Source organism: Streptomyces sp. NPDC006332 (genome assembly GCF_040612855.1).
Lineage (GTDB): Bacteria > Actinomycetota > Actinomycetes > Streptomycetales > Streptomycetaceae > Streptomyces.
Genome location: NZ_JBEXRA010000022.1, coordinates 17562 through 42092 on the forward strand (window position 1 = coordinate 17562; position 24531 = coordinate 42092).

A 24531-nucleotide genomic window follows, 5' to 3' on the forward strand; every position below is an offset into this window, starting at 1 on the left:
CCCCTCGTGTATGCGCGCCGCACGCGGTGGTGACGTACGGCTTGACGGTCCTGTCGGAGGTGCTGCCGGAGGTGCTGACGGCCCTCAGCGGCTGCCGTCGAGGATGACGCGCGCGACCAGTGCGGGATCGTCGTTCATCGGGCAGTGGCCGCAGCCGGGCAGTCGCACCAGTCGAGCCCGGGGAATGATCCGCTTGGCCCGTACTCCCTGCCTTGGCACCAGCAGCCAGTCCCGGCTGCCCCAGGCCAGGGTGACCGGTATGCCGGGGACGTCGTCGGTGAACTGGACGGTGGCGCCGGACCGGAGGGTCTCGGCGAACCCGGTGGCCCGTGCGAGCGCCTGCGTCTCCGCCACCACGGCCTGGGGTGAACGCAGGCCCGGGCGGGCGTAGATGGTGCTGGTCAGGGCGGCGCGACCGGCGGCCGTACGGGACAGCCGTTCGACCAGGGGGAGGGGCATCCGCTCGGCTATGCGCCGCATCGTGAGGAGCACGCCGAAGGCGTAGCGCCGCTCGGCCCGCGTCCAGAACCCGGCCGGGGACAGGGCCGTGACCGACCGTACGAGCTTCTCCCGGCCGAGCTCCAGGGCGAGCAGACCACCGAGGGAGTTGCCCGCCACGTGCGGCCGGTCGAGTTCCAGAGCCTCGCAGAGGGCGCCGAACACCGCCGTCGTCGTCCGCAGGTCGTACGCCAGGCCGTCCGGCAGGCCGGGGGAGGCGCCGAACCCGGGCAGATCGACGGTGATGACGTCGCGCTCGGCCGCGAGGATGTCCACCACCGGGTCCCACGCCTGCCGGTGGTGTCCGATCCCGTGCAGCAGGAGCAGGGGGTCGCCGCTGCCCGCGCGGGTGTACGAAACGGTGACGGCCCGGGGTCCCTGCGGGGAGGGCACGTCGAAGGAAAGGGTGGAGGCGGACATGCGGATGCTCCTCGGCGGGGAGTCACTGACGACCATGGGGTAGACAGCTTGTCAGCAATCGTTACCGGCCGGTAGCCCCAGATTCCCCGAATTCCCCTGACCGCCGTGACACCCCTGGCACCCTCGATGTACCTGATGCCGACCGGTGGCGCTGATGCTCCGGAGGGGACGCGCCCGGGAACCGCCTGGACACGGCCGTGCGACTCGGCTGGGATGGAGAGGTGAGCGCCGACACCGCGACCGACGTCTTCGAAGAACACCGCCCGGTCCTCCAGGGGGTCGCCTACCGCATGCTCGGGCGGGTGGCCGACGCCGAGGACGTCGTGCAGGAGGCCTGGCTGCGCTGGTCGGCCGCCGACCGGAGCGAGGTGCGCGAACCACGCCGTTACCTGGTGCGCGTCGTCACCCGTCTGGCCATCGACCGGCTGCGCCAGGTCAAGGCGCGGGGGGAGACCTACGTCGGTCCGTGGCTGCCCGAGCCGTACGTCACCGACTTCGCGGACACCGTGCCCGACGTCGCGGAACAGACGGTTCTCGCCGACACCGTCTCCCTCGCCGTTCTCGTCGTCATGGAGTCGCTGTCACCGCTGGAACGCGCGGTGTTCGTCCTCAGGGAGGCGTTCGGCTACCCGTACGCCGAGATCGGGGCCATGCTCGACCGGGGCGAGCCCGCCGTACGTCAACTCGCCGGACGGGCCCGCCGGCACGTCGAGGAGCGGCGGCCCCGCTACGAGGTCGACCCGGCCGAACGGCGCGACCTGACCGAACGGTTCCTGGCCGCCACCGCGGAGGGCGACCTGGAGGGGCTGATGTCCCTGCTCGCCCCCGACGTCCGGCTGGTCGGCGACAGCGGCGGCAAGTCCAAGGCACCGCTGCGGGTCCTCGAGACGGCCGACCGCGTGGGCCGCTTCCTCGTCGGTGTGGCCGGGAAGGGGATCCCGGACGTGTCCGTCCGCTTCCTTGAGCTCAACGGCGGTCCCGCGGTCCTCGTGCTGTCCGGCGACGAGCCCGACTCCGTCTTCCAACTGGACGTCCTGGACGGACGTATCCAGTCCGTCTACATCATCCGCAATCCCGACAAGCTGCGAGCTCTGGCCACCGTCTGAGGTGTGGTCTTGACGTCGTGTCACGCATGCGCCGGGCTGCGAACGCCGTGTGAACGCTTCGCTGCGGTCCGTCCGGATTTCGCCCCCGGGGGGTCAAGGATTGGTCTTGACCAAGGGTGGGGGCCGACCTATGGTCGCAGAGAAGTGCAACAACCTTTAATAAACAAGGGCGCTAAAACGCCCCGGAGCACGGAGATTGCGGAGGACAGGGTGGGGACCACGCAGCTCGAAACGGTGCCGGAGCCGAAGTACTGGCATCTCAAGACGGTGCTCAGCGAAGCACTGGACTCGGAGTTCTCCGTGGGGGAGATCCTGCCCAACGAGCGCGACCTCGCCGCCCGCTTCGGTGTCGCCCGCGCCACCCTCCGCCAGGCGTTGGAGCAGCTCGAACTGGAAGGCAGGCTGCAGCGCCGCCGCGGTGTCGGTACGACCGTCGCCCCGCCCCGAGTGGGGGTGGCCGTCGGCATGGAGCAGCAGGAGTGGCCTGGCGCGGCCGGGGATGTCTGGCAGCCCGTCGACTCCACCCTGGAGGTACCGCCCGCGGCCGTCGCCGCGGCGCTGGAGACCGGCGACGGCCGGCCCGTGCACACGGTGCGCCGCTCCCGTACGACGCACGGCCAGCCCGTCGCCGCCGAACTGCTCTACGTCGCGGAGTCGGCGGTGCCGGACCTCTCCGCGATCGACGCGCCGTCCGGCGCGGCACGCGCGCGCGGCGTGCTGCGTGAGCTTCAGCGGCTGGAACTGGAGGGCCAGGAGAGCGCCGTCGAACTCGGGTCCGCGCGCGCCGACGACGCCAAGGAGCTGGACCGGCTCCCCGGGGCGCCCGTCCTCGTCGTCACCACCCGCTACTTCGCCGGCGGCCGCACCGTAGCCGTGTCCGTGGCCACCTACCGCGCGGACACCTGCCGGCTGACCTTCGGGGACTCCGGTGGGGTGGAGATCGACCAGAGCCCACAACGCCAGGCGTCCTGACCGCACAGCGCCACCACGTCAGCGCCCCGGGAACATCCCGGGGCGCTCGTGTGTGTGATGGGCGGGGGCCGCCCGCAGAACTGACTGCCCGCCCGAACGGTCCCCGTGCGTCCCGTCGGCCCGGAGGCGTCAGCGACGGGCCGTCACCGTGCCCTCCACCGCGAAGAGTTGCTCCTCCACATGGTCGAGGGCCAGCCGCAACGCACCGGTCGCCACGGCGGCCTCGCCCAGCAGGGACAGGGAGACCTTCGGGGGCCGCAGACAGTACCGGTCCAACTCCTGTCGCAGCGGCTCCAGTACGCCGTCCAGGCCGGCCGCCCAGCCGCCGACCACGACCAGTTCCGGGTCGAGGGCCAGCACCAGCGCGGCCACGTCGTGCACCAGCCGCTGGATGAAGCGGTCCACCGCCGCACGGGCCCGCCGGTCGCCCTCACGGGCCTGGGCGAAGACAGCGGCGACCGCCTGCTCGTCGAGCGGGTGCAGGGGCTCGTCCGTGGTGGACAGCAGCGTCTCCGGGGTCGCCTCCCGGCCCAGCAGGTGCAGCGCGCCGATCTCCCCGGCGGCCCCGCCATAGCCGCGGTGCAGCCGTCCGCCGATCAGCGAACCGGCGCCCGGGCTCAGCCCGGCCAGGACGAACACCACGTCGTCCGACTCGGTCGCGGCGCCCTTCCAGTGCTCGGCGACCGCGGCGGCGTTGGCGTCGTTCTCCACCAGGACCGGGCACTTGAAGGAGCGGCTGAGCCGTTCGCCCAGGTGCAGGCCCGTCCACTCGGGCAGCGCGGTGCCCAGCCGTACCGTGCCGTCCGCCTCGACGATCCCCGGCGTGCCGACCCCGACGGCGCGCAGGGAGCCGCGCGCGACCCCGGCCCGGCGCAGCAGCTCGGCCACCGCGGTCCGCAAACGTTCCAGGCGCTCGTCCGCGGACGCCGTCTCGTCGACCTCCTTGGCCTGCGCGCCGATCACCTTGCCGTCCAGGTCGGACAGGAGCACGGCGACGCGGTGCGCGCCGATCTCCAGTCCCAGCAGATGACCGGCCTCGGCCCGGAACCGGAAGCGCCGCGCCGGGCGCCCCTGCCGTCGGACCACGCTCTCGTCGGCAGCCTTCTCGACGACGTACCCGGCCTCGATGAGCCCCTCGACGACCCCCTCGACCGTCGGCCGGGACAGACCCGTCACCCGGGTGATCTCGGTCAGGGTCGCGGAGTCGGTGGCGCGCAGCGCGTGCAACACCACCGCGGAGTTGATCCTCCGCAGCAGCGAGGGATCCCCGCCGGTCAGCCGACCCAACGTCCGTCCTCCCAGCTCGTGCCCGTGTTGGCCGGATCGTACTCGGCGCGGCGGACCCCGGCGAGTCGCGGGAGGCAGGAGACGCCACCGCGCCCCCGGACCCGCCCCGGCGGAACGCCCGTCACCCGGGCGCGACGAACCCCGACTCGTACGCCGTGATCACGGCCTGCGTACGGTCCCGTGCCGCCAGCTTCGCCAGTACGGCGCTCACATGCGACTTCACCGTCTCGGTTCCGACGACCAGGCGGGCGGCGATCTCCGCGTTCGACAGTCCCCGGGTCATCAGCCGCAGCACCTCCGCCTCTCGCTCGGTCAGCCGGGCCCGCTTCAGCACGTCCCGCGCCGCACGGTTTCCGCCGCCCTCCCCGTACTCGGCGGCCAGACGCCGCACCGACGCCGGGAACAGCAGCGACTCGCCCGCGGCGACCAGCCGTACCGCGTGCACGATCTCGGCCGGACGGGCCCGCTTCAACAGGAATCCGTCCGCGCCGGCCCGCAGCGCCTCGTACACGTACTCGTCGTTCTCGAACGTCGTCACGACGACGATCTTCGGCGGGTCGTCGACCGTCCGCAGCACCGCGCGCGTGGCCTCGATGCCGTCCAGCAGCGGCATCCGGACGTCCATGGCGACCACGTCCGGCCGCAGCCGCCGCACCAGCGGGATCACCGCCGCCCCGTCCGCCGCTTCCCCGACGACCTCGATGTCGGGCTGCGCCTCCAGCACGGCCCGCAGACCGGCGCGGACCAGGGGCTCGTCGTCGACGAGGAGAACGGTGACCGGCATGCGGCCAGCCTAGATCAGCGCAACGGCAGTTCCACATGTACCTGCCAGTCGCCCTCGTCCGGGCCGGTCCGCGCGCGTCCCCCGAGCAGGGCCGCACGCTCGCGTATGCCACGCAGCCCGCTGCCCCGCCCGGGGCCCGGTATCCCGGCGCTGAGCGGGTTGCGCACCACCAGGTCGAGCCTGCCGTCGCCGACCGTGACGCGCACCCGGACGGGTACCGGCCCCGCGTGCCGCAGCACGTTCGTCAGGGACTCCTGCAGGATGCGGTAGCCCTCGCGGGAGACCGGGCCGGGCACCGTGTCCAACGGCCCGGTCAACTCGGCGTCGACCTTCGCACCGGAGACCCGGGCGGACTCCAGCAGCCGGTCGGCGTCGGTCAGCGTCGGCCGGCCGCTCACCGGGCGCTGTGACTCCCGCAGGACGCCGAGCACCCGTTCCAGGTCCTCCAGCGCGGTACGGCCGGTCTCCTCGATGGCCTCCAACGCCCGGTCGGTGAACGCCGGATCACCGGCCGCCCGCGCCGCGCCCGCCTGCACGACCGCCACCGTCAGGGCGTGCCCGATGGAGTCGTGCAGCTCACGGGCGATGCGGGTGCGTTCCATGAGTCGTTCGGTGCGTTCTTCGAGGGCGGCGAGCCGTTCCGCGGCGGACGGCCCGAGGAGCCGGTGCGCGAGCAGGGTGATCAACTCACCCAGGCCGACCACGAGTCCGTAGAACGCGACCAGCGGGACCGGCACCAGCAACGCGAACGCCCAGTGCGGAGTTGCCTCCCTCAGAACCGGGATGTCGGGCACGCTCCCGGACGCGAGCTGCGCCAGCGAGTACGACAGCGCCGGTATCCAGACAGTGGACCACGCCGTCAAGCCCCCCAGAATCATGCGCGCTTCCAGCCACAGCACGGTCCGCAGCCGGTCCCGCCAGGTCGCCGACGGTTTTACGGAGATCTCCTGGCCCTGCTCGCCCGGGGTCAGCAGTAACCGCGCCTGCACTCCCTCCCCGCGGCGCACCGCCGGGATCAGCCCGACCGGGATCAGTACCAGCGCGGGCACCCACGGCATGGACATCTCGACCCACATCCACACGCTGACGACCAGCATCGGCACCCACAGGTGCAGAAAGCGCGTGTACGTCGTCCCGCGGAAGAGCGGGCGCAGGAAGCGGGCCATGGGGTCATCGTGGCAGCCGGCACTGACAACCGGCCTCCCCCGCACGGGGGAGCGGATCTCCACCCACGGGGGAGGCCCGGACCTGGAGCCGACGGCCAGGCTTGCCGACATGACCAGCATCGACGTCCAAGCCCTCACCAAGGAGTACGGCAACCGGCGCGCCGTGGACGCCCTCACCTTCCGTGTCCTGCCCGGCCGGGTCACCGGTTTCCTCGGCCCCAACGGCGCCGGCAAGTCGACCACCATGCGGCTCGTCCTCGGCCTCGACCGGCCCACCTCGGGAACCGCCACGATCGGCGGCCGCCCTTACGCCACACTCGACGAACCCCTGCGCCACGTGGGCGCGTTGCTCGACGCCGAGGCCGCGCACGGCTCCCGCACGGGCCGCGACCACCTCCGTGCCCTGGCCGCGAGCAACCGCATCGCTCTCACCAGGGTCGACGAGGTGCTGACGGAGACCGGGCTGGCATCGGTGGCGCACCGAAGGGTTCGCACGTACTCCCTGGGGATGCGACAGCGCCTGGGCATCGCCGCCGCCCTGCTCGGCGACCCCGGGGTGGTCATGCTCGACGAGCCGTCCAACGGTCTCGACCCCGAGGGCATCATCTGGATCCGCGAGTTGCTGCGCCGGCTGGCGGCCGAGGGGCGCACGGTGCTGGTCTCCAGCCACCTGATGAACGAGACCGCCTCCTTCGCCGACCATCTCGTCGTCCTGGGCAAGGGAAAGCTGTTGGCCGACACGCCGATGCGGGAGTTCATCCACGCGCGGGTGCGGCCCCGGGTGCGGATCCGTACGACCGACGGCGCCGCGCTCACCGGTGTCCTCACCGCCCACGGTCACGAGGCGGTACGGCACGAGGACGGGCGCTGGACCGTGCCGGAGGCGCGCGTGGACGACATCGGGCGCCTCGTCTCGGCCGCCGGCGTCCCGATCCTCGAACTCGCCTCGGAGGAAGCCACGTTGGAACAGGCCTACCTCGATCTGACGGCGACGTCGACGGAGTTCACCGCATCGCACCAGGAGGTCTGACCATGGCGTTCTCTTCCGTGCTCCACTCGGAGTGGATCAAGATCCGCACCCTGCGGTCACTCGTCGCGACACTGTGCCTCCTCCTGCTCGTGACGACGTCCTTCTCCGCGCTCGGCTCGCTGGACACCGCCGACGAGGACTTCGACCCGCTGTTCTCCGCGTTCTTCGGGTTCAACTTCGGACAGATGGCGGCGATCGCGTTCGCTACGACGGCAGTCTCGTCCGACTTCCAGGGGGGCGCCCTGCGGATCGCGTTCACGGCGGTGCCCCGGCGGGGCCGGTGGTTCGCGGCCAAAGCGGTCGCGATCGCCGTCCCGACGATGGCCGTCGGTCTGCTCACCGGCGCCGCGAGCCTGGCCGTGGGCAGGGCGGTTCTCGGGGCCGACGCACGTGGGATGAGCTGGGCCGACGGCGTGCGAGGTGTGGTCGGCTGCGGGGTCTACTTCACCCTCATGGCCCTGCTCGCCGCCGGTCTCACCGCCGTGTGGCGCAGCGGGGTCGCCACACTGAGCATCCTCATCCCGTTCCTGCTGATCGTCTCCTTCGTGGTCGGGGACGTGTCGGGAGGGGTGGCCGACTACCTGCCCGACCGGGCGGGCCAAGTGGTCTTCCACCAGAGCTGGGACGGCTCCCTCGGCCCCTGGACGGGTCTCGCGGTGACCGCGCTGTGGGCGGCGGCCGCGCTGCTGGCGGGGGCGTGGAGCGTACTGCGTCGGGACACCTGAGCCGAGAAGCGCCTGGCGGGCCCTCGACTGTCAGTGCCGCCCGCTTTACTGGATCACATGGACAGCGCGAAATACCTCGCCAGGATCGACTCGCTGTGCACCGGGGACCTCACCGTGCAGCACAGCGAGTCGGACGTGCTCATGGAGGGACCCGGTTACCGCATCGTGTCGTTGGAGGCGACCCATGGGACGCGGACGGGCGACGGGGCGCGTCGGGTGCGGACCGTGGAGGACTTCCACGCCCTCAAGGAGCACATATCCCGTCTGCTGGACGACCGTTGGGGTGCGCAGCAGCCACCGTGGTGGATGGGCACGCTCGTGGTGCGCATCGACCGGGGCGAGGCGATACCGGAACCCTGGGCGACGGCCAGCACCCTGGTGGACGAGCTGAACCTGTGGCAGCCGGACGGCAGCTGCCGCTGGGTCGCCGTCGGCGTGGCGGACGCGGACCTGGGCGACGGGATCCACCTCCTCGTCCTGGTCACCGATACCGACCCGCCGTGACCGGCCGGCCGTCATCGTCTGCGCGGTCCAGTGCGCGTTCAACCCGCGGGGGTTACCAACTGCTCGCCGGGGAGTGTGCTCAAAGGCGGTTTTAGCTCGATTGGGTGATGGCCGACTTCCTGGCTTGCGGCGTCCTGGGCTGTGCGGGCTACGGTGGTCGTGCGACCTGGGACACCGGGTACGGCGCCAGCGTGCGGGGCCCCCGCTCCACCGGAGTGATGGTTCAGGGCCTCCCCGTCGCCTCTGGCCGTGCCCATCTGGCCAGGTCGCGTAGAGAACCGGCCTCCTGGGATCGGACCACGGACAGGATCCGTGTCGCCGCCCCGGGGTTGAGTACGCCGGGGATCAGTGCGCCCAAGACCGTTCGGGGCGTGCGGCTGAGCGGACTCACTCCTGCTCAGTCCACAGGAACGGTTGGGCAGCACCCACACCCGTGTGGGAGCCTCGGGGTGAACCCGGACAGCCGCAGCACCGGCCAGAACCGGTTCCCGGGACGGGCGAAGTGGTGGCCCGTCGCGGCCGTCATCAGGCCGGGGTTGATACCGCAGAACAGCACCCGCAGACCGTCCGCGACGACGTCCGGCACGAGACGGTCGCGGGCGGCCTCCAGCTCATCGGGCGTGAAGCGGGTCAGAGGATCGCTCCGGGGGTGTAGCCGGCGGCCTGAGGATGCCGCTTCGCGATCTCCTCGATGCGGCCGACGACGACGCCGACCTGGTCGGCGGCGGCGCCGGTGAAGGACAGCTTGTCGGCCATCAGCGCGTCCAGCTCGGCGCGGCCCAGCGGAATGCGCTCGTCGGCGGCCAGCTTGTCGAGGAGTTCGTTGCGCTCGGCGCCCTGCTCGCGCATCGCGAGCGCGGAGGCGACGGCGTTCTCCTTGATCGCCTCGTGGGCGACCTCACGGCCGACACCCGCGCGCACCGCGCCCATCAGCACCTTGGTGGTGGCGAGGAACGGCAGGTATCGGTCCAGCTCCCGCGCCACGACGGCGGGGAAGGCGCCGAACTCGTCGAGCACCGTCAGGAACGTCTCCAGCAGGCCGTCCAGGGCGAAGAACGCGTCCGGCAGCGCCACTCGGCGCACCACCGAGCAGGACACGTCCCCCTCGTTCCACTGGTCGCCCGCCAGTTCGCCGGTCATGGACGCGTATCCGCGCAGGATGACCATCAGGCCGTTGACGCGCTCGCAGGAGCGGGTGTTCATCTTGTGCGGCATCGCGGAGGAACCGACCTGGCCCGGCTTGAAGCCCTCGGTCACCAGCTCGTGCCCGGCCATCAGCCGGATCGTCTTCGCCAGCGACGACGGCGCCGCCGCCAGCTGCACCAGCGTGGTCACGACCTCGTAGTCCAGCGAGCGCGGATAGACCTGGCCGACGGACGTGAAGGCCTGCGAGAAGCCCAGGTGTCCGGCGATCCGCTGCTCCAGCTCCGCGAGCTTGGCCGCGTCACCGCCCAGCAGGTCCAGCATGTCCTGAGCCGTGCCGACCGGGCCCTTGATACCCCGCAGCGGGTAGCGGCCCAGCAGCTCCTCCACCCTGCCGAAGGCGACGAGCAGCTCGTCGGCCGCCGTCGCGAAACGCTTGCCGAGGGTGGTGGCCTGTGCGGCCACGTTGTGCGAGCGGCCGGCCATGACCAGCTCGCCGTACTCACCGGCCAGCTTGCCCAGCCGGGCGAGCACGGCCACCGTACGGTCGCGCGTCAGCTCAAGGGACAGCCGGATCTGCAGCTGCTCGACGTTCTCGGTGAGGTCGCGGGAGGTCATCCCCTTGTGCACGTGCTCGTGCCCGGCGAGGTCGTTGAACTCCTCGATCCGCGCCTTCACATCGTGCCGGGTGACCTTCTCGCGTTCGGCGATGGAGACCAGGTCGACCTGGTCGAGGACGCGCTCGTAGTCGGCGATCGCCGCGTCCGGCACCTCGATCCCGAGGTCCTTCTGGGCCTTCAGCACGGCGAGCCAGAGCTGACGCTCCAGCCTCACCTTCTGCTCGGGCGACCAGAGCGTGGCGAGCTCGGCGGAGGCGTAGCGTCCGGCGAGGACGTTCGGGATGCGGGGCTTGGCGGGAGCGGAAGTCACGTGTACGGATTCTACTGGCGATTCCTGCAGGCCAGCCCCGCGGGTGTCTTCGTGGGAACCTACGAGAGCGTCTCGGCGAGGCGGTACCGGGTCCAGCAGCTCCGGCCGCTCCAGCGGACAGGCCCGGTACCTTGCCATCTCCGCTGTGGACACGGCCCCGGAGGCTGATCACCCGCGTCGCTGTCACGGATCAGTCCAGGGGGCGCTCGTACGGCAGCAGGTCGGGCCGTTTCGGCATCAGGCCGTCACCCGACGAGCGGCCGGTCAGTCGGCGGCCGATCCACGGCAGCAGGTGCTGCCGGGCGAAACGGACGTCCGCGACCCGGCGCATCGCCCACCCCGGCGGGGGCGTGAGGGGCAGCGGCGTGCGCCACTCGGTGTCCTCGGGCTCGTATCCGAGCCCCTGCCACACTGCCTCCGCGACCCTGCGATGGCCCTCGGCCGTCAGATGCAGCCGGTCCACGTCCCACAGCCGCGGGTCGGAGAGCGACGGGGCCCCGTACAGGTCGACGACCAGCGCGCCGTGCTTCTCGGCGAGCTCCTCGACGCAGACGAACAGCTCCTCCATGCGCGGGCGGAAACGTTCGAGGACCGGCCCCTGGCGGCCCGGACTGCGCATCAGCACCAGCTGCTCGCAGGCCGGGGCGAGCCGTTCCACGGCCTGGGTCAGCAGGTCACGTACCCGCCCCATGTCGCACGAGGGCCGCAGGGTGTCGTTGAGGCCGCCCACCAGGGTGATCACGTCGGGCCGCATGGCCGCCGCCACATCGACCTGCTCCGCCACGATCTGCCCGATCAGCTTGCCCCGCACCGCGAGGTTCGCGTAGCGGAAGCCGGGGGAGTGGGCCGCCATCCGTCCGGCGAGCAGGTCGGCCCAGCCCCGGTAGGTGCCGTCCGGCAGCAGGTCCGACATGCCCTCGGTGAAGGAGTCGCCGACCGCGACCAGGCTGGTGTGTTCGGGGTTCTTGTGTTCGTGGGTCTTGTGTTCGGGATTCATCTGCATGGCGACAGAGATGGTAACCCGGTTCCATACCCGTCGGTCGGTCGGTCGGCCCGGGCGCCCGTTCCCGGCGGGCCGTGCGGCTGTGCTGCCGCTCAGGTCCGTTGACCGAACAGCTCCCGCAGCACGTCCTCCATGGTCACCAGCCCGGTCAGCCTCCCGTCCGTGCCCAGCACGGCCGCGAGGTGGGTACGGCTGCCCCGCATCGCCGTGAGGACGTCGTCCAGCGGTGTGCTCTCCCGCACCCGGGCGATGGCCCGCATGTCCCGCTGCTGGAACGGCAGGTCGCGCCGCGCCTTGTCCAGCGCGTCCTTGACGTGGAGATAGCCGATGATGCGGCGCGACTCGTCCACCACGGGGAAGCGGGAGTAGCCGGTCTGCGCCGACAGCGTCTCCAGCCGCTCGGGCGTGGCCCCCAGGTACACGTAGGCCACCCGGTCCAGCGGCAGCACCACGTCCCGCACCGGCCGGCGTCCCAGCTCCAGCGCGTCGCGCAGCCGCTCCTGCGCCCGGTCGTCGATCAGGCCCGCCTCGCCGGAGTCCCGCACGATCCGGACCAGTTCGGCGTCGGAGAAGGTGGCCGCGACCTCGTTCCTGGTCTCGACCCTGAGCAGCCTCAGCAGGGCGTTCGCGAAGGCGTTGATCGCGAAGATCACCGGGCGCAGCGCACGGGCCAGGGCGACCAGCGGCGGCCCCAGCAACAGCGCGCTGCGCACCGGTTCGGCGAGGGCGATGTTCTTCGGCACCATCTCGCCGAGCAGCATGTGCAGATACGTCGCCGCGGTCAGCGCGATGACGAAGGAGACCGCGTGTCCGGCGCCCTCGGGCACACCCACCGCGTGGAACACCGGCTCCAGCAGATGCGCGATCGCGGGCTCCGCGACCACACCGAGCACCAGGGTGCACAGCGTGATGCCGAGCTGCGCGGCCGCCATCAGCGCCGACACGTGCTGCAGCCCCCACAGCACGCTCTTCGCGCGCCGGTCACCCTCCGTCCCCGTTTCGACGGACTGCTCGATCTGGCTGCGGCGAACGGAGATCAGCGCGAACTCGGCGCCCACGAAGAAGGCGTTGACGACGAGGGTCGCCAGACCGATCAGCAACTGGACGGCGGTCACCTGCCCTCCACCTCCGTTCCCTCCTCGGCCGGCGGCGCGTGCAGCAGCAGCCGCGCGGCCCTGCGCCCCGACGCGTCGACCACATCCAGCCGCCAGCCCGCGGCCTCGACCCGGTCACCGACGGCGGGAATCCGGCCGAGCTGGGTCGCGACCAGGCCGGCCAGTGTCTCGTACGGCCCCTCGGGTGCCCGCAGGCCGACCCGCGTGAGCTGGTCGAGACGGGCGGAGCCGTCGGCGGAGTAGAGGGTGCGCCCCTGGTCGTCGTTGCCCGCGGGGGCCAGATCGGGCGTCTCGTGCGGGTCGTGCTCGTCCCGCACCTCGCCGACGACCTCCTCGACGATGTCCTCCAGCGTCGCCACGCCCGCGGTGCCGCCGTACTCGTCGATCACGACGGCCATGGTCCGCTTGCCGGACAGACGGTCCAGCAGCCGGTCGACGGTGAGGGACTCCGGGACCAGGAGCGGCTCGCGCGTGATCTCGCAGACCCCGACCAGGGGGCGGCGATGGGCGGGTACCGCCAGGACGTCCTTGATGTGGGCGATGCCCACGACCGAGTCCAGGCTGCCCCGGTAGACCGGGAACCGGGACAGGCCCGTCGCCCGGGTGACGTTCGCGACGTCCTCGCAGGTCGCCTGGACGTCGAGGGCGATGACCTGGACGCGCGGTGTCATCACGTTCTCCGCGGTGAGGTCGGCCAGGTTCAGGGTCCGCACGAACAGCTCGGCGGTGTCCGCCTCCAGGGCGCCCTCCCGGGCCGAGTGCCGGGCCAGCGCGGCGAGCTCCTGCGGACCGCGCGCCGAGGCCAGCTCCTCGGCGGGCTCCAGGCCGAAAACCCGCACCGCCCGGTTGGCGGTGTTGTTGAGGTGAGTGATGAAGGGACGGAAGGCGGCGCTGAACCAGCGCTGCCCGTTGCCCACCCGCCTGGCCACGGCCAGCGGCGAGGAGATCGCCCAGTTCTTGGGCACCAGCTCGCCGACGACCATCAGGAACACCGTCGACAGGGCCGTACCCAGTACCAGGGCGAGCGATTCCGCCGTGGACCGGGAGGCGCCCAGCGACTCCAGCGGGCCCGCGATCAGCGCGGCGATCGACGGTTCGGAGAGCATGCCGACCACCAGGTTGGTGACCGTGATGCCGAGCTGTGCGCCGGAGAGCTGGAAGGTCAGATTCCGTACGGCCTTCAAGGCGCCGGCCGCGCCGCGCTCGCCGCGCTCCACCGCGCGTTCCAGCTCGCTGCGTTCGACCGTGGTCAGCGAGAACTCGGCGGCGACGAAGGCACCACAGGCCAGCGACAGCAAGATCGCCACCAGGAGGAGGAGCACTTCGGTCATCGGTTCACCTCCGTCCCATGGTCGGACAGCGCGGACAGGAGCGCGATCGCGCGCTGTCGCGTACCGGGAGGCTCGCCCATGGGCGGACGATCACACCTTTCATGGAGGACCGAGTGCCCTCCAACCGTAAAGGATGGACAAAAGCGTGATCGTCGGCCGACGCGTCAGGGGCGGGCCCGTGCCGACAGCGGCTTGACCCAGCGGCGCCAGTGGTCCTCGCGATGATAGCCACCCGCCGCCCACGTGTGGTGGGCCTGTTCGTTGACTTCGAGGACCATGGCGTCGACGCGTCGCCCGCCCAAAGAGGCGAAGCGCTCTTCGGCTGCTTCCAGCAGGGCGGTGGCGATGCCTTGCCGACGGTGGTCGGGGTGGACGGCCAGTCGGTAGGCGGAGCATCGCCATCCGTCGAAGCCGGCTATCACGGTTCCGGCGAGGAGCCCTTCGCGCTCCGCGAGGAGCAGGGCTTCGGGGTCCCGGGCGATGAGCCGGGCCACTCCGTCGTGGTCGTCGCTGATGCTGGTTCCTTCCGCGGCGTCGCGCCAGAACCGCAACACGCTGTCGATGTCCGAGTGGGTGGCGCAGCGGATGTGGAGATCACTCATGGGGCGAGCCAACCAGAGCGTTCGCCGCCTTGGCGACCTATTTCCTGGCCGAGGCATGGCCGGAGGGATGCTGCCTCTTGCCTGATGCGGGATGAGCGCCCATTATCAGGAAACCTGATATTTGAACCTTGTAGTGATGGGTGACCGAGCCATGCCGTTCAGTTCCAGAGTCCAGGCCAGGGGGGTGCAGTTGCTGCTCGGACGCATGATGAGCCGCGTGCACAAGGACCTGCGCTTCACCGACATCCCGAAGCGAACCGAGGCCCTGCGGGTGGAGACCGGCGCCGGACCCGTGGCCTGTACGGTCTACCGTCCGCCGACCGCCACGGGGGCCCCTGCCCCCGTGTACGTCAACTTCCACGGTGGCGGCTTCGTGGTGGCCCGTCCCGAGCAGGACGACCACATCTGCCGCTACATAGCCGCCAAGGCCGGCTGCGTCGTGATCAACGTGGACTACGCCGTGGCTCCGCAACGGCCGTTCCCTGTACCCGTGAACCAGGCGTACGACGTCACCGCGTGGGTCGCGGAGAACGGCGCCGCCCACCACTGGGACGGCTCGCGACTCGCAGTGGGTGGACACAGTGCCGGGGCCAACCTGACCGCCGCGGTCTGCCGCGAGGCCCGGGACCGCGGCACCTTCACGCCCCGGCTCCAGATCCTCGACTCGGCACCGCTCGACCAGGTCGCCGACCCGGCCGCGAAGCAGTCACCCATCGCCAAGCCGCTGCTCACACCCCAACTCATGCGGATCTTCACCGCCGCCTACGTCCCGGACCCCGCGGAGCTCGCCCATCCTCTCGTCTCGCCCGGACTCGCCGATGATCTCGCTGGACTGCCGCCCGCGCTGGTCATCAACGCGGAGCACGACCGGCTGCGAGACGAGGGCGACGCCTACGCCAAGGGGCTGGAAGCCGCCGGCGTACCGGTCACCCACCGTGTCTTCGCAGGGGTCGACCACTACTTCACGCACACCGGGCCGGTCGCGGCAGGGAAGGAAGCGATCGATCTGATGGCCACCACTTTGCGCACGGCACTCACCGTCTGACGCGGGACGACATCAGCGGTGACTGCCATGCCAACGTGTTCGACTACTCGCGCACGTGGCGCGCCCCTCGCCGGCGGCGGGGCGGGGGCGGGCGGGAGGACGGGGACATGGACGAAGCAGCCGCCTGGGTACCGGTTGCGACTTCGTCACTCGTGGGCGATCGCCGCCAGCACGTTCATCCGCGACGCACGCAGCGCCGGCAGCAGCGCCGCCACCACCCCCACCACCGCCGAGCCGACCACCACCGCCACGACCGTGGTCCACGGAATGGCCAGCGCGTTCAGGCCCTGCAACGCCAGGACCTGCTGGATGCACACGCCCCACACCAGCCCCAACACGAGCCCCAGTACCGCGCCGAACACCGCGATCACCACCGACTCCAGCCGGATCATCCGGCGCAACTGGCGCCGGGCCAGACCGATTGCCCGCAGCAGCCCGATCTCCCGGGTGCGCTCCACGACGGACAGGGCGAGGGTGTTGACCACCCCGAGCACCGCGATGACGATCGCCAGGCCGAGCAGCGCGTACACCAGGTAGAGCAGGACCGAGATCTGATCGTGGATCAGTTTCTTGTAGTCGGCCAGGTCACGCACCTGCACCTGCGGATAGGGGTCGAGTGTGCGTTCCAGGTTCGCGCGCAACTCGTCGTCACTCGTCCCCGAGGCGGCGTTCACATACAGCGCCGAGTCCTGCCCGCCCGGCGCGAACCGTTCCAGGGTGGCCAGGCCGAAGTACAGTCCGCCCTGGGTGCCGAACCCCTCGGCGGACTCCTGGTCGGTGAGGGCGCCCACGGTCAGTTCGGTGGAGCGTCCGCCCTGGAACTCGACGGGGATCGCGCTGCCGACCCGTACGTCGTGATCGCGCGCGAAGTCCACGTCCATGGCGATGCGACCTGTCCCCAGCGCCGCCGCGGTGTCGCCCTGCGCGTAGGTGATGTGGGCGACCTTGTCGAGCTGGGGGTCGTAGGCCGCCGCGGTCGTCTCCACCCGGTCGCCGTCCGGCAGGCGCACCGCGACCGGAGTCAACCGCTGCCGTACGACCAGCCCGGCGCCCGGGGTCTCGCGCACCGCGTCGGTGAGCTCCTGCGGGAAGGGCAGGAAGTTGCCGTTCTGGATCACGTAGTCGGCGCCCAGCGTCTTGTCGATCTGCTGGTCGAAGGACTTGGTCATCGACGCGCTCGCCACCGACATCCCGCCGACCAGGGCCAGACCGACCATCAGGGCGGCCGCGGTGGCCCCGGTGCGGCGGGGGTTGCGCAGCGCGTTGCGCTGACTCATCCGGCCGACGGACCCGAACAGCGCGGGGAAGGCGCCGCCGAGCACCCGGATCACCGGGCGTACCAGCAACGGGCCCGCGATGACCGTGGCCAGCAGGGTCAGGACGACGCCGAGGCCCAGCAGTGAGGCCGCCGAAGCGGTCCGCGACGCCGCGACGCAGCCCACGAGCGCGGCCACGCCCGCCGCCCCGACCGCCCCGCCCACGATCGCGCGGGTCCTCAGCGGCCTGCCGATGCCGGCGATCTCGGCGTCCGCGAGGGCCGCCATCGGCGAGATGCCCGCCGCCCGCCGGGCCGGCAGATACGCGGCGACGAAGGTGACGCCGACACCGACGACGTACGCGGCGACGGGGGTGCCCCAACCGATCACCATCTCGCTCGACTTGATGTTCATGCCGAGCGTGTTCATGAGCGCGATCAGCCCCGCCGCGAGCCCGATGCCCGTGGCCAGACCCAGCGTGGAGCCGACCAGGCCGAGCAGCAGCGCCTCGGTGAGGACCGAGCGGCGGACCTGCCGCCGGTCGGCGCCGAGCGCGCGCAGCAGGCCCAGTTCGCGGGTGCGCTGCGCGATCAGCATGGAGAAGGTGTTGACGATCAGGAACACACCGACCAGCACGGCGATCCCGGCGAAGCCGAGCATGACGTACTTGATGACGTCGAGGAAGCCGCCCAACTGCTCGACGTCGGACTTCGCCTGCTCGTCGGCGGTCCGGAACTCGTAGCGGTTCGTCCCGAGCGCGGCGGCCACCCGCTGCTTCAGCTGTGTGTCGCTCACGCCCTCGTCGGCGTCGACCGAGATGCTCGTGGCGGCCTTCGGGGCACCGAGCAGCTTGGCCTGCGCGGTCGGGGTGTCGAGGAAGACCAGCGCGGCGCCGGGGTTGGTGGTGGTGAAGGTGGCGATCCCGACGACCTGGACCTTGAACGAACCCGGTCCCGCGATCACGGTGAGCGTGTCCCCGATCCGCACGCCCTTGCGGTCGGCGGACTCCGAGTCGAGCAGTGCCTCCCCCGGCCCACGCGGCGCGTGCCCGGAGGTGAGCTCGACGGGGCTGCGCTGGTCGGGGCTCCAGTCGGTGCCGATGGTGGGGGCGCCGGTGGTCGGTCCGACGGACTCGTTCTCGCTGTCCACGACGGTGATGTTCTGCACCTCGGCGTCCGCGCGTGCAGCGGCCACCCCGTCGACCTGGGCCACCTGCCGCGCGAGCGCGGCCGGCAGGGTGGCCGTCATGCCGGACGGCACCGCCTCGTCGAGGGTCTCCTTCGGGCTGACGGTGACGTCTGGCGCGGTCGAGGCGAAGAGCCGGTCGAAGGTCCGGCTGAGCGTGTCGGAGAAAATCAGACTGCCCGCGACGAACGCCACGGACAGGACGACGGCCAGGGCCGAGAGCAGCAGGCGCCCCTTGTGGGCGAGGAAGCTGCGGAGCGTCGCCTTCAGCACGAGGTCAGCCCTCCTTGTGGGAGGACTCCCGGCCCTCGGCCCCGGGATCCGGGTCGAACGGGGCGCGGGTCACGTCGAAGCGCTTCATGCGTTCCAGGACCGCGTCCGCCGTCGGATGCTCCGTCTCGTCGACGATGCGCCCGTCCGCCAGGAAGAGCACCAGGTCGGAGTGGGCGGCGGCCCCCGGGTCGTGGGTGACCATCACCACCGTCTGCCCGAGCTGGTCCACCGCCTCGCGCAGGAACCCGAGGACCTCAAGACCGGCCCGCGAGTCCAGGTTGCCGGTCGGTTCGTCCGCGAAGATCAGCTCGGGCCGGGAGGCCAGCGCCCGCGCGCACGCGACCCGCTGCTGCTGGCCGCCGGAGAGCTGGGACGGCCGATGCCGCAGCCGGTCACGCAGCCCGAGCGTGTCGATGACCTGGTCGAGCCACTTCTCGTCGGGTTTCTTGCCCGCGATGTCCATGGGCAGGGTGATGTTCTCGGCCGCGTTCAGCGTCGGGATGAGGTTGAACGACTGGAACATGAACCCGATCCGGTCCCGGCGCAGCCGGGTCAGCTCGCGGTCCCTCAGTCCCGTGATCTCGGTGTCACCGAGCCACACCTGTCCGGCCGACACGGTGTCGAGCCCCGCCAGGCAGTGCATCAGCGTGGACTTCCCGGAGCCCGACGGCCCCATGACCGCCGTGAACCGGCCACGCGCGATGTCCACGTCCACCGAGTCCAGGGCCAGCACCGTCGTCTCGCCCGATCCGTACGCCTTGGTCAGACCGCGGGCACGGGCCGCGACTCCGTCGGCCGACGCACGGCCCGGCACATGCTGAGCAGCAGGGGTGGACAAGACTGCCTCCTCGCTTCTGGACGTGGACTGTGCGCTGTGCTTCACAGTGACTGTGATGTGGGACTTTCCCGGCGCTTTCGGGACGTACGACGTGTTCGTCCGGCCGAGCCTAATGTGATCCGGCCCACACTCGGTATCCCCCGTGGGTCCCGGGTGTTCTCCACCCCAGGTCGGGCCCCTGGTATTGATGTAAGGGGCACTCTCCACCTCCGGGGGAGCACTTGCCGGTGCTAGCGATTCGGCGCTAGCTTCTGAGTATGGCGAAGACCCAGCTGAACGTGCGCGTGGACGAGGGCACGGCCCGCGCGGCCCGTGAGCGTGCCCTGGCCCGTGGCCTGAGCGTCAACCGCTACATCGAGGAACTGGTCAAACAGGACACCGGCGAGGTGGGCCACACCTTCGTGGAAGCCGCCGCCGACTTCATGAAGCAGTACGAGTCCGTCTTCGCCGAGGAGTTCGGCTCGGAGCGCGAGGGCCGTTGAGCGATCTGAGCATCGACCTCGCCTGGCTCCTGATGCTCGCCGAGCAGAAGACGCCGGGAGACCCCCAGGTCACCGACTGGGGCGCCCTGGTCGCCGCCGTGGCGCGCCACGAGGCCGAGATTTTCGAGGTCCCGGTCTACGACAGCCCGCACGCGCGTGCTGCCGCGCTGCTCCAACTCCTCATTCACGTCCCCGCGTTGGAGCGCTCCAACGCCCTCTTCGCGGTCGCGGTCGCCTACGCCTACCTGGTGGCCGGCGGACTCAAGGTCACGATCTCACCCGAGCAGGTCCGCGACCTCGCCCGGCTGGTCAAGGGCGGTGAGGCCTCGGTCCACGAGATCGCGGACGAACTGCGCCGGTGGACCCGCTGATCACCGCCCCTCGGCGACTGTCTCGGTCGCCGGACGCCACGCGGTGCCCAGCACGCAGTACGACACGGGCAGCCTCGGGCCGTTCTCCGGCATCGACATCTGCCGGTAGGGGCCGAGTTCGAACCCGGCGTCGCGCAGCGCGGCGACCGGGTCGCGGGCCAGATGGCAGCCGCCGCTCAGCGCCGGCCACACCGTGCGGTCGAGCGCCCGCTGGGTGAACCGCATGGCCGGCCCGCCGCCCCTGCCGTGCTCGAAGAACCGCACCTCGCCTCCGGGTCGCAGCACCCGGCGCGTCTCCGCGAGGGCGCGTGGCAGATCCCGCACGCTGCACAACACCAGCGAGATCACCACCGCGTCGAAGGCCTCGCTCTTGACCGGCAGCGCCTCCGCCGTGCCCGGCACCACGTCGACGGGCGTCCCGCAGCGCCGGGCGGACTCCACCGCCAACCGTCGCAGCAGGCGCTCCGGTTCGATCGCCACGACCTGTGAGACGGCGCGCGGATAGTGCGCGAAGTTCAGGCCGTTGCCCGCGCCGATCTCGATCACCCGCCCCGACAGCCCGGCGAGCATCCGCGCCCGGATCCGGCCCATGCCCATCCTGGTCTCGGCGCTCACACTGGCCCGGGCGTAGTACCGGGCGAACAGCGGGTGGTGGACGGGATCCGGGGGCACCTTGCCGGAGCCGGTGCACCGAAGCTGTGGCGGCATGGCGACCTCCCTCGCGAGCGGGCCTCACCACGATTCTCCCGCCGGGCGGGCCCGTCGCATCCCCGCGCCATCTGGAGCAACCACTGATCGCCCGGACGGCCACCGAGGACACCTCCCCTGACGAGGTCGTAGTCCGCCTCTCACGCGGCCTCCGCAGGAGACCACCCTCGCGATGCCTGCCCCAGCTTGGGCATCAGGCCTCGAACCCGGTCCGGTTCCAGTCGGGGGAGGGCCCTACGGAGCCTCGCGCCCGACAAACGCCTCCGCGTCCCAGGTGCCGTCCAGCCGTGGCGCCAGCCAGCCCGGAGCCGACGTGCGGAAGTAGGCGGGCGGGAGGCTCCCGGCCCCGGCGGGCAGGGCTCCGAGCAGGGGTGCGCCGGACACCTCCGGCAGGTCCGCCAGGTTGCAGCGCGAGGCCAGATCGGGCACGTCGGGCCAGCTGCCGATCACGAGTCCGGCCAGATCGAGGCCACGTCCCCGGAGCTCACGTGCCGTCAGTTCCGTCGTGTTCAGCGTGCCCAGGCCCGCCGACACCACCAGCAGCACCGGCGCCGCCAGCAGCTCGGCCGCGTCGGCCAGCGTCCCGCCCGCCGCGTCGAACCGGACGAGCAGTCCGCCCGCCCCCTCGACCAGCACCAGATCGTGCTCGGTGGCCAGCTTGGCGGCGGCCTCGGCGATGTCCTGGGGGCGCACCGGAGCCCGCCCGGCCCGGCGGGCCGCCGTCGCGGGCGCCAACGGGTCGGGAAACCGGGCGAGTTCGGCCGCCGTCACGGTACCCGCGAGCCGGGTCACCTCCTCGGCGTCTCCCGGTTCGTCCGGCCCAAGGCCCGTCTGCGCGGCCTTCAGCACGGCCACCGACCGCCCGGCCGCGAGACCCACCGCGGCGACCGCGGCGGTCGTGACCGTCTTGCCGATCTCCGTACCCGTGCCCGTGATCACCAGGACCGGCATGCCATCACTCCCACTCGCCCGTGCCGTTCAACGCACCCATCCCATTTCCCCAGCTCAACGCGCCCACGCCACATGCACCACCACACCAGGCACCCGCGCCGCGCCCCCCGTTCACCCCTCTCGCGCCGCGCAACCCCGGTCACCCCGCTCGCGCCGCCGCGCACACCGCCCGCGCGATCCGAGCCAGGTCCGCGTCGTCCGTGACGTACGGCGGCATCGTGTAGACGAGGTCGCGGAACGGGCGCAGCCACACACCCTCACGCACGGCGGCCGCCGTGGCCGCCGTCATGTCGACGGCGTGGTCGAGCTGGACGACACCGATCGCGCCGAGGACCCGGACCTCCTTCACCCCCGGCAGCTCCGACGCCGCGGCCAGCTGGTCCCGCAGCCCCGCCTCGATCCGTTTGACCTCCGCCAGCCAGTCCTGGCCCAGCAGGAGCTCGATGGATGCGCAGGCGACCGAGGCCGCCAGCGGGTTGCCCATGAAGGTGGGGCCGTGGGCGAGCACCGGGACCTCGCCGCGCGAGATGCCCTCGGCCACCCGCGTGGTGCACAGCGTCGCCGCCATCGTCAGATAGCCGCCGGTCAGCGCCTTGCCCACGCACATCACATCCGGAGTGACCGCCGCGTGCTCCGCCGCGAACAGCGCGCCCGTGCGCCCGAACCCGGTCGCGATCTCGTCGAACACCAGCAGGACGTCGTGCGCGTCGCACGCCTCGCGCAGCACCCGCAGATACGCGGGGGAGTGGAACCGCATCCCCCCGGCGCCCTGCACCACCGGCTCGACGATCACCGCGGCCAGCTCGTCGGCGTGACGCGCGATCGCGGAGCGCAGCAGCTCGGCGTACGACTCCTCGTATCCGGCGGGCGGCGCGTCCACGAAGACCTGCCGGGGCAGCACGCCGCTCCACAGCTCGTGCATCCCGCCCTCGGGGTCGCACACCGACATCGGCTGCCAGGTGTCGCCGTGGTAGCCGCCGCGCCAGGTGAGCAGCCGTCGCTTCGCGGGGCGGCCGAGCGAACGCCAGTACTGCAGGCACATCTTGACCGCGACCTCGACCGACACCGAACCGGAGTCGGCGAGGAAGACATGCTCCAGACCGTCGGGCGACATGTCGACAAGGAGCTTCGCCAGTCGTACGGCGGGCTCGTGGGTGAGCCCGCCGAACATCACATGGCTCATCCGCCCGAGCTGCTCACGCGCGGCCTCGTTCAGCACCGGGTGGTTGTAGCCGTGGATCGCCGACCACCAGGACGACATCCCGTCGACGACCTCGGCATCCGCTCCGTCGGCCGACCGGACCCGCAGTCGTACCCCGCTCGCCGACTCCACGACGAGCGGTTCCTGCCGCCCGGGCATGGGGCCGTACGGGTGCCAGACGTGGCGCCGGTCCAGCTCCAGCAGCTCCGGCACGGTCAGCCCGGCCACCGGCAGGTCAGGCATTGGGCGCGAGGTCCGTTCCGGCACCACGACGGCGTACGGCGACCAGATCCGTCCGCGGCTCGCCCGAGGTGGCCGGGGTGGCCGAGGTGGCCGCGGGAGCGGAACCGCACACCCCGCTGTCCCCGTGCGACCCGCACCCGGCGCCCTCCTGGGACCCGCAGCCCGCTTCCTCGTGGGCCCCGCACCCGGCGCCGTCGCCGGCGTGCGACCCGCAGCCACCCAGCGCCGTCGCCCGGTGCGCGGGGAGGGTGACCTGGTCGGCGCCCTCCACCTCGAACCCGGCGTCCGCGATCATCTCCAGGTCGGCCTTGCCCGCCTGACCCTCGGTGGTGAGGTAGTCGCCGAGGAAGATCGAGTTGGCCAGGTTGAGGGCGAGGGGCTGCATGGTGCGCAGATGGACCTCGCGGCCGCCGGCGATGCGGACCTCGACGTCCGGGCAGACGAACCGGACCATGGCCAGGATCCTGAGGCAGCGCTGCGGGGTGAGGTTCCACTCCTTGGCCAGCGGGGTGCCCTCGACCGGGATCAGGAAGTTGACCGGAACCGAGTCCGGGTCCAGCGCGCGCAGCGAGAACACCACGTCCACCAGGTCCTCGTCCGACTCACCCATACCGGCGATCAGACCCGAGCAGGCCGACAGGCCGGCCGCGTGCGCCTTGGTGACCGTGTCCACCCGGTCGGCATAGGTATGGGTGGTCGTGATGTCCCCGTACGTCGCCTCGGAGGTGTTCAGGTTGTGGTTGTAGGCGTCGGCGCCCGCCTCGCGCAGCCGCTCCGCCTGACCGTCGGAGAGCAGCCCGAGGCAGGCGCACACCTCGACGCCCTCGTTCTGTTCCTTGATGGTCCTGATCGTGCCCGCGACCCGCTCCACGTCCCGGTCGGTGGGCCCGCGCCCGGACGCCACCAGACACACCCGTTTGGCGCCTCCCGCCAACCCGGCCGCCGCCGCCTCGGAGGCCTGATCAGGCTTGAGCCAGGTGTACTTGAGGATGCCGGCGGTGGAGCCGAGCCGCTGGGAACAGTAGGAGCAGTCCTCCGGGCACAGGCCCGACTTGAGGTTGACGAGGTAGTTCAGTTTCACCCGTCGGCCGAACCAGTGCCGGCGTACCTTGCCGGCCGCGGCCACCACATCGAGCAGGTCGTCGTCGGAAGTGGCGAGGACGGCGAGTGCCTCCTCGCGGCTCGGCACCTCGCGCCGCAGCCCCTTTTCCACCAGCGTGTTCAGCAGGTCCATGAAAGCCGATCCTGTCCTAAGGAGCCGTCCGGGGCCAAGGAGAGTTCGCACAACAGAGGCGCTTGGAGGTGTGGGTATCGCCACATACGGGGTGCCCGGTTGTCCCGCTAGTGTCTGTTCACTGCCTA

At 71.5% G+C, this 24531-nt stretch carries 23 protein-coding genes and 1 pseudogene; 8 read left to right on the forward strand and 16 right to left on the reverse strand.

Annotated features, from left to right (window positions below; genetic code table 11):
• Positions 1–84: 84 nt before the first annotated feature.
• Positions 85–918: an alpha/beta fold hydrolase gene (locus ABZ027_RS20770; RefSeq protein WP_356770349.1), complete on the reverse strand. Its 834-nt coding sequence runs from the start codon at positions 916–918 to the stop codon at positions 85–87.
• Positions 919–1139: 221 nt separating this feature from the next.
• Here ABZ027_RS20770 and ABZ027_RS20775 point away from each other — a divergent pair, with 221 nt between their 5' ends.
• Both ABZ027_RS20775 and ABZ027_RS20780 read left to right on the forward strand, forming a co-directional pair.
• Positions 1140–2024, forward strand: a complete 885-nt coding sequence (locus tag ABZ027_RS20775) for an RNA polymerase sigma-70 factor (RefSeq protein WP_356770351.1) — start codon at positions 1140–1142, stop codon at positions 2022–2024.
• 210 nt (positions 2025–2234) lie between these two features.
• On the forward strand, positions 2235–2996 hold the full coding sequence (locus tag ABZ027_RS20780) for a GntR family transcriptional regulator (RefSeq protein ID WP_356770353.1): 762 nt from the start codon (positions 2235–2237) through the stop codon (positions 2994–2996).
• A 129-nt stretch (positions 2997–3125) separates the two neighbouring features.
• Here the strand turns inward: ABZ027_RS20780 and ABZ027_RS20785 are convergent, their stop codons facing one another.
• From ABZ027_RS20785 to ABZ027_RS20795, 3 genes are all read right to left on the reverse strand, one after another.
• Positions 3126–4283, reverse strand: coding sequence for an ROK family protein (locus ABZ027_RS20785; RefSeq protein ID WP_356770354.1), 1158 nt, complete (start codon positions 4281–4283; stop codon positions 3126–3128).
• Positions 4284–4404: 121 nt separating this feature from the next.
• The gene (locus tag ABZ027_RS20790; protein WP_356770356.1) at positions 4405–5067 is read right to left on the reverse strand and encodes a response regulator transcription factor; all 663 of its coding nucleotides are present in this window, start codon (positions 5065–5067) and stop codon (positions 4405–4407) included.
• A 14-nt stretch (positions 5068–5081) separates the two neighbouring features.
• Positions 5082–6233 (reverse strand): histidine kinase, encoded by a 1152-nt coding sequence (locus tag ABZ027_RS20795; RefSeq protein ID WP_356770358.1) that lies wholly within the window; start codon positions 6231–6233, stop codon positions 5082–5084.
• A gap of 109 nt (positions 6234–6342) precedes the next feature.
• Here ABZ027_RS20795 and ABZ027_RS20800 point away from each other — a divergent pair, with 109 nt between their 5' ends.
• Genes ABZ027_RS20800 through ABZ027_RS20810 form a run of 3 tightly spaced genes read left to right on the forward strand, consistent with a single transcriptional unit; the run spans position 6343 to position 8492 of the window.
• Positions 6343–7263 (forward strand): ATP-binding cassette domain-containing protein, encoded by a 921-nt coding sequence (locus tag ABZ027_RS20800; protein ID WP_356770360.1) that lies wholly within the window; start codon positions 6343–6345, stop codon positions 7261–7263.
• Positions 7264–7265: 2 nt separating this feature from the next.
• Positions 7266–7988, forward strand: coding sequence for an ABC transporter permease (locus ABZ027_RS20805; protein ID WP_356770362.1), 723 nt, complete (start codon positions 7266–7268; stop codon positions 7986–7988).
• Positions 7989–8045: 57 nt separating this feature from the next.
• On the forward strand, positions 8046–8492 hold the full coding sequence (locus ABZ027_RS20810) for a hypothetical protein (protein WP_356770364.1): 447 nt from the start codon (positions 8046–8048) through the stop codon (positions 8490–8492).
• A 442-nt stretch (positions 8493–8934) separates the two neighbouring features.
• Here the strand turns inward: ABZ027_RS20810 and ABZ027_RS20815 are convergent.
• The 6 genes and pseudogenes from ABZ027_RS20815 to ABZ027_RS20840 form a co-directional block, all read right to left on the reverse strand.
• Positions 8935–9126: pseudogene (locus ABZ027_RS20815) on the reverse strand (uracil-DNA glycosylase family protein); the annotation flags it as partial.
• Positions 9123–10565 carry an adenylosuccinate lyase gene (gene purB, locus ABZ027_RS20820; RefSeq protein WP_356770366.1) on the reverse strand — a complete coding sequence of 481 codons (1443 nt, stop codon included), beginning with the start codon at positions 10563–10565 and terminating at the stop codon, positions 9123–9125. The gene purB and the pseudogene ABZ027_RS20815, both read right to left, overlap by 4 nt.
• A 190-nt stretch (positions 10566–10755) precedes the next feature.
• On the reverse strand, positions 10756–11568 hold the full coding sequence (locus ABZ027_RS20825; protein WP_356770368.1) for an SGNH/GDSL hydrolase family protein: 813 nt from the start codon (positions 11566–11568) through the stop codon (positions 10756–10758).
• A gap of 92 nt (positions 11569–11660) precedes the next feature.
• Positions 11661–12683, reverse strand: a complete 1023-nt coding sequence (locus tag ABZ027_RS20830; protein WP_356770370.1) for a hemolysin family protein — start codon at positions 12681–12683, stop codon at positions 11661–11663.
• A complete protein-coding gene (locus ABZ027_RS20835) occupies positions 12680–14014 on the reverse strand; it encodes a hemolysin family protein (RefSeq protein WP_356770372.1) in 1335 nt (444 codons plus the stop codon). Before ABZ027_RS20835 ends, ABZ027_RS20830 begins: the two co-directional genes overlap by 4 nt.
• A gap of 164 nt (positions 14015–14178) precedes the next feature.
• The gene (locus ABZ027_RS20840) at positions 14179–14616 is read right to left on the reverse strand and encodes a GNAT family N-acetyltransferase (RefSeq protein WP_356770374.1); all 438 of its coding nucleotides are present in this window, start codon (positions 14614–14616) and stop codon (positions 14179–14181) included.
• A gap of 151 nt (positions 14617–14767) precedes the next feature.
• Between ABZ027_RS20840 and ABZ027_RS20845 the strand changes: the two genes are divergently transcribed.
• Entirely contained in the window at positions 14768–15661 is an 894-nt protein-coding gene (locus ABZ027_RS20845; RefSeq protein WP_356770570.1) for an alpha/beta hydrolase, read from the forward strand.
• Between the two features lie 146 nt (positions 15662–15807).
• Here ABZ027_RS20845 and ABZ027_RS20850 read toward each other — a convergent pair whose 3' ends face one another.
• Positions 15808–18375 (reverse strand): FtsX-like permease family protein, encoded by a 2568-nt coding sequence (locus ABZ027_RS20850; RefSeq protein ID WP_356770376.1) that lies wholly within the window; start codon positions 18373–18375, stop codon positions 15808–15810.
• A 4-nt stretch (positions 18376–18379) separates the two neighbouring features.
• On the reverse strand, positions 18380–19213 hold the full coding sequence (locus ABZ027_RS20855) for an ABC transporter ATP-binding protein (protein WP_356770378.1): 834 nt from the start codon (positions 19211–19213) through the stop codon (positions 18380–18382).
• A 257-nt stretch (positions 19214–19470) separates the two neighbouring features.
• Between ABZ027_RS20855 and ABZ027_RS20860 the strand changes: the two genes are divergently transcribed.
• Both ABZ027_RS20860 and ABZ027_RS20865 read left to right on the forward strand, forming a co-directional pair.
• On the forward strand, positions 19471–19695 hold the full coding sequence (locus ABZ027_RS20860) for an antitoxin (protein ID WP_356770380.1): 225 nt from the start codon (positions 19471–19473) through the stop codon (positions 19693–19695).
• Positions 19692–20066 carry a fic family toxin-antitoxin system, toxin component gene (locus tag ABZ027_RS20865; RefSeq protein WP_356770382.1) on the forward strand — a complete coding sequence of 125 codons (375 nt, stop codon included), beginning with the start codon at positions 19692–19694 and terminating at the stop codon, positions 20064–20066. The genes ABZ027_RS20860 and ABZ027_RS20865 overlap by 4 nt, the downstream gene beginning before the upstream one ends.
• On the opposite strand, the gene ABZ027_RS20870 is transcribed toward ABZ027_RS20865, so the two are convergent.
• From ABZ027_RS20870 to bioB, 4 genes are all read right to left on the reverse strand, one after another.
• The gene (locus tag ABZ027_RS20870) at positions 20067–20774 is read right to left on the reverse strand and encodes a class I SAM-dependent methyltransferase (RefSeq protein ID WP_356770384.1); all 708 of its coding nucleotides are present in this window, start codon (positions 20772–20774) and stop codon (positions 20067–20069) included.
• Positions 20775–21008: 234 nt separating this feature from the next.
• Complete coding sequence (bioD, locus tag ABZ027_RS20875) at positions 21009–21725, reverse strand: dethiobiotin synthase (RefSeq protein WP_356770386.1); 717 nt, start codon at positions 21723–21725, stop codon at positions 21009–21011.
• A 139-nt stretch (positions 21726–21864) separates the two neighbouring features.
• Entirely contained in the window at positions 21865–23169 is a 1305-nt protein-coding gene (locus tag ABZ027_RS20880) for an adenosylmethionine--8-amino-7-oxononanoate transaminase (protein ID WP_356770388.1), read from the reverse strand.
• Positions 23162–24403, reverse strand: coding sequence for a biotin synthase BioB (gene bioB, locus ABZ027_RS20885; RefSeq protein ID WP_356770390.1), 1242 nt, complete (start codon positions 24401–24403; stop codon positions 23162–23164). Before bioB ends, ABZ027_RS20880 begins: the two co-directional genes overlap by 8 nt.
• Positions 24404–24531: the final 128 nt, after the last annotated feature.

What these genes read in the sequence shown, in the direction of transcription:
- bioB (WP_356770390.1), bottom strand. Translation starts at nt 24,403, where the DNA reads ATGGACCTGCTGAACACGCTGGTGGAAAAGGGGCTGCGGCGCGAGGTG.
- ABZ027_RS20825 (WP_356770368.1), bottom strand. Translation starts at nt 11,568, where the DNA reads ATGCAGATGAATCCCGAACACAAGACCCACGAACACAAGAACCCCGAA.
- ABZ027_RS20800 (WP_356770360.1), top strand. Translation starts at nt 6,343, where the DNA reads ATGACCAGCATCGACGTCCAAGCCCTCACCAAGGAGTACGGCAACCGG.
- ABZ027_RS20835 (WP_356770372.1), bottom strand. Translation starts at nt 14,014, where the DNA reads ATGACCGAAGTGCTCCTCCTCCTGGTGGCGATCTTGCTGTCGCTGGCC.
- ABZ027_RS20770 (WP_356770349.1), bottom strand. Translation starts at nt 918, where the DNA reads ATGTCCGCCTCCACCCTTTCCTTCGACGTGCCCTCCCCGCAGGGACCC.
- ABZ027_RS20870 (WP_356770384.1), bottom strand. Translation starts at nt 20,774, where the DNA reads ATGCCGCCACAGCTTCGGTGCACCGGCTCCGGCAAGGTGCCCCCGGAT.
- ABZ027_RS20845 (WP_356770570.1), top strand. Translation starts at nt 14,768, where the DNA reads ATGCCGTTCAGTTCCAGAGTCCAGGCCAGGGGGGTGCAGTTGCTGCTC.
- ABZ027_RS20810 (WP_356770364.1), top strand. Translation starts at nt 8,046, where the DNA reads ATGGACAGCGCGAAATACCTCGCCAGGATCGACTCGCTGTGCACCGGG.
- ABZ027_RS20860 (WP_356770380.1), top strand. Translation starts at nt 19,471, where the DNA reads ATGGCGAAGACCCAGCTGAACGTGCGCGTGGACGAGGGCACGGCCCGC.
- ABZ027_RS20795 (WP_356770358.1), bottom strand. Translation starts at nt 6,233, where the DNA reads ATGGCCCGCTTCCTGCGCCCGCTCTTCCGCGGGACGACGTACACGCGC.
- bioD (WP_356770386.1), bottom strand. Translation starts at nt 21,725, where the DNA reads ATGCCGGTCCTGGTGATCACGGGCACGGGTACGGAGATCGGCAAGACG.
- ABZ027_RS20840 (WP_356770374.1), bottom strand. Translation starts at nt 14,616, where the DNA reads ATGAGTGATCTCCACATCCGCTGCGCCACCCACTCGGACATCGACAGC.
- ABZ027_RS20880 (WP_356770388.1), bottom strand. Translation starts at nt 23,169, where the DNA reads ATGCCTGACCTGCCGGTGGCCGGGCTGACCGTGCCGGAGCTGCTGGAG.
- ABZ027_RS20790 (WP_356770356.1), bottom strand. Translation starts at nt 5,067, where the DNA reads ATGCCGGTCACCGTTCTCCTCGTCGACGACGAGCCCCTGGTCCGCGCC.
- ABZ027_RS20805 (WP_356770362.1), top strand. Translation starts at nt 7,266, where the DNA reads ATGGCGTTCTCTTCCGTGCTCCACTCGGAGTGGATCAAGATCCGCACC.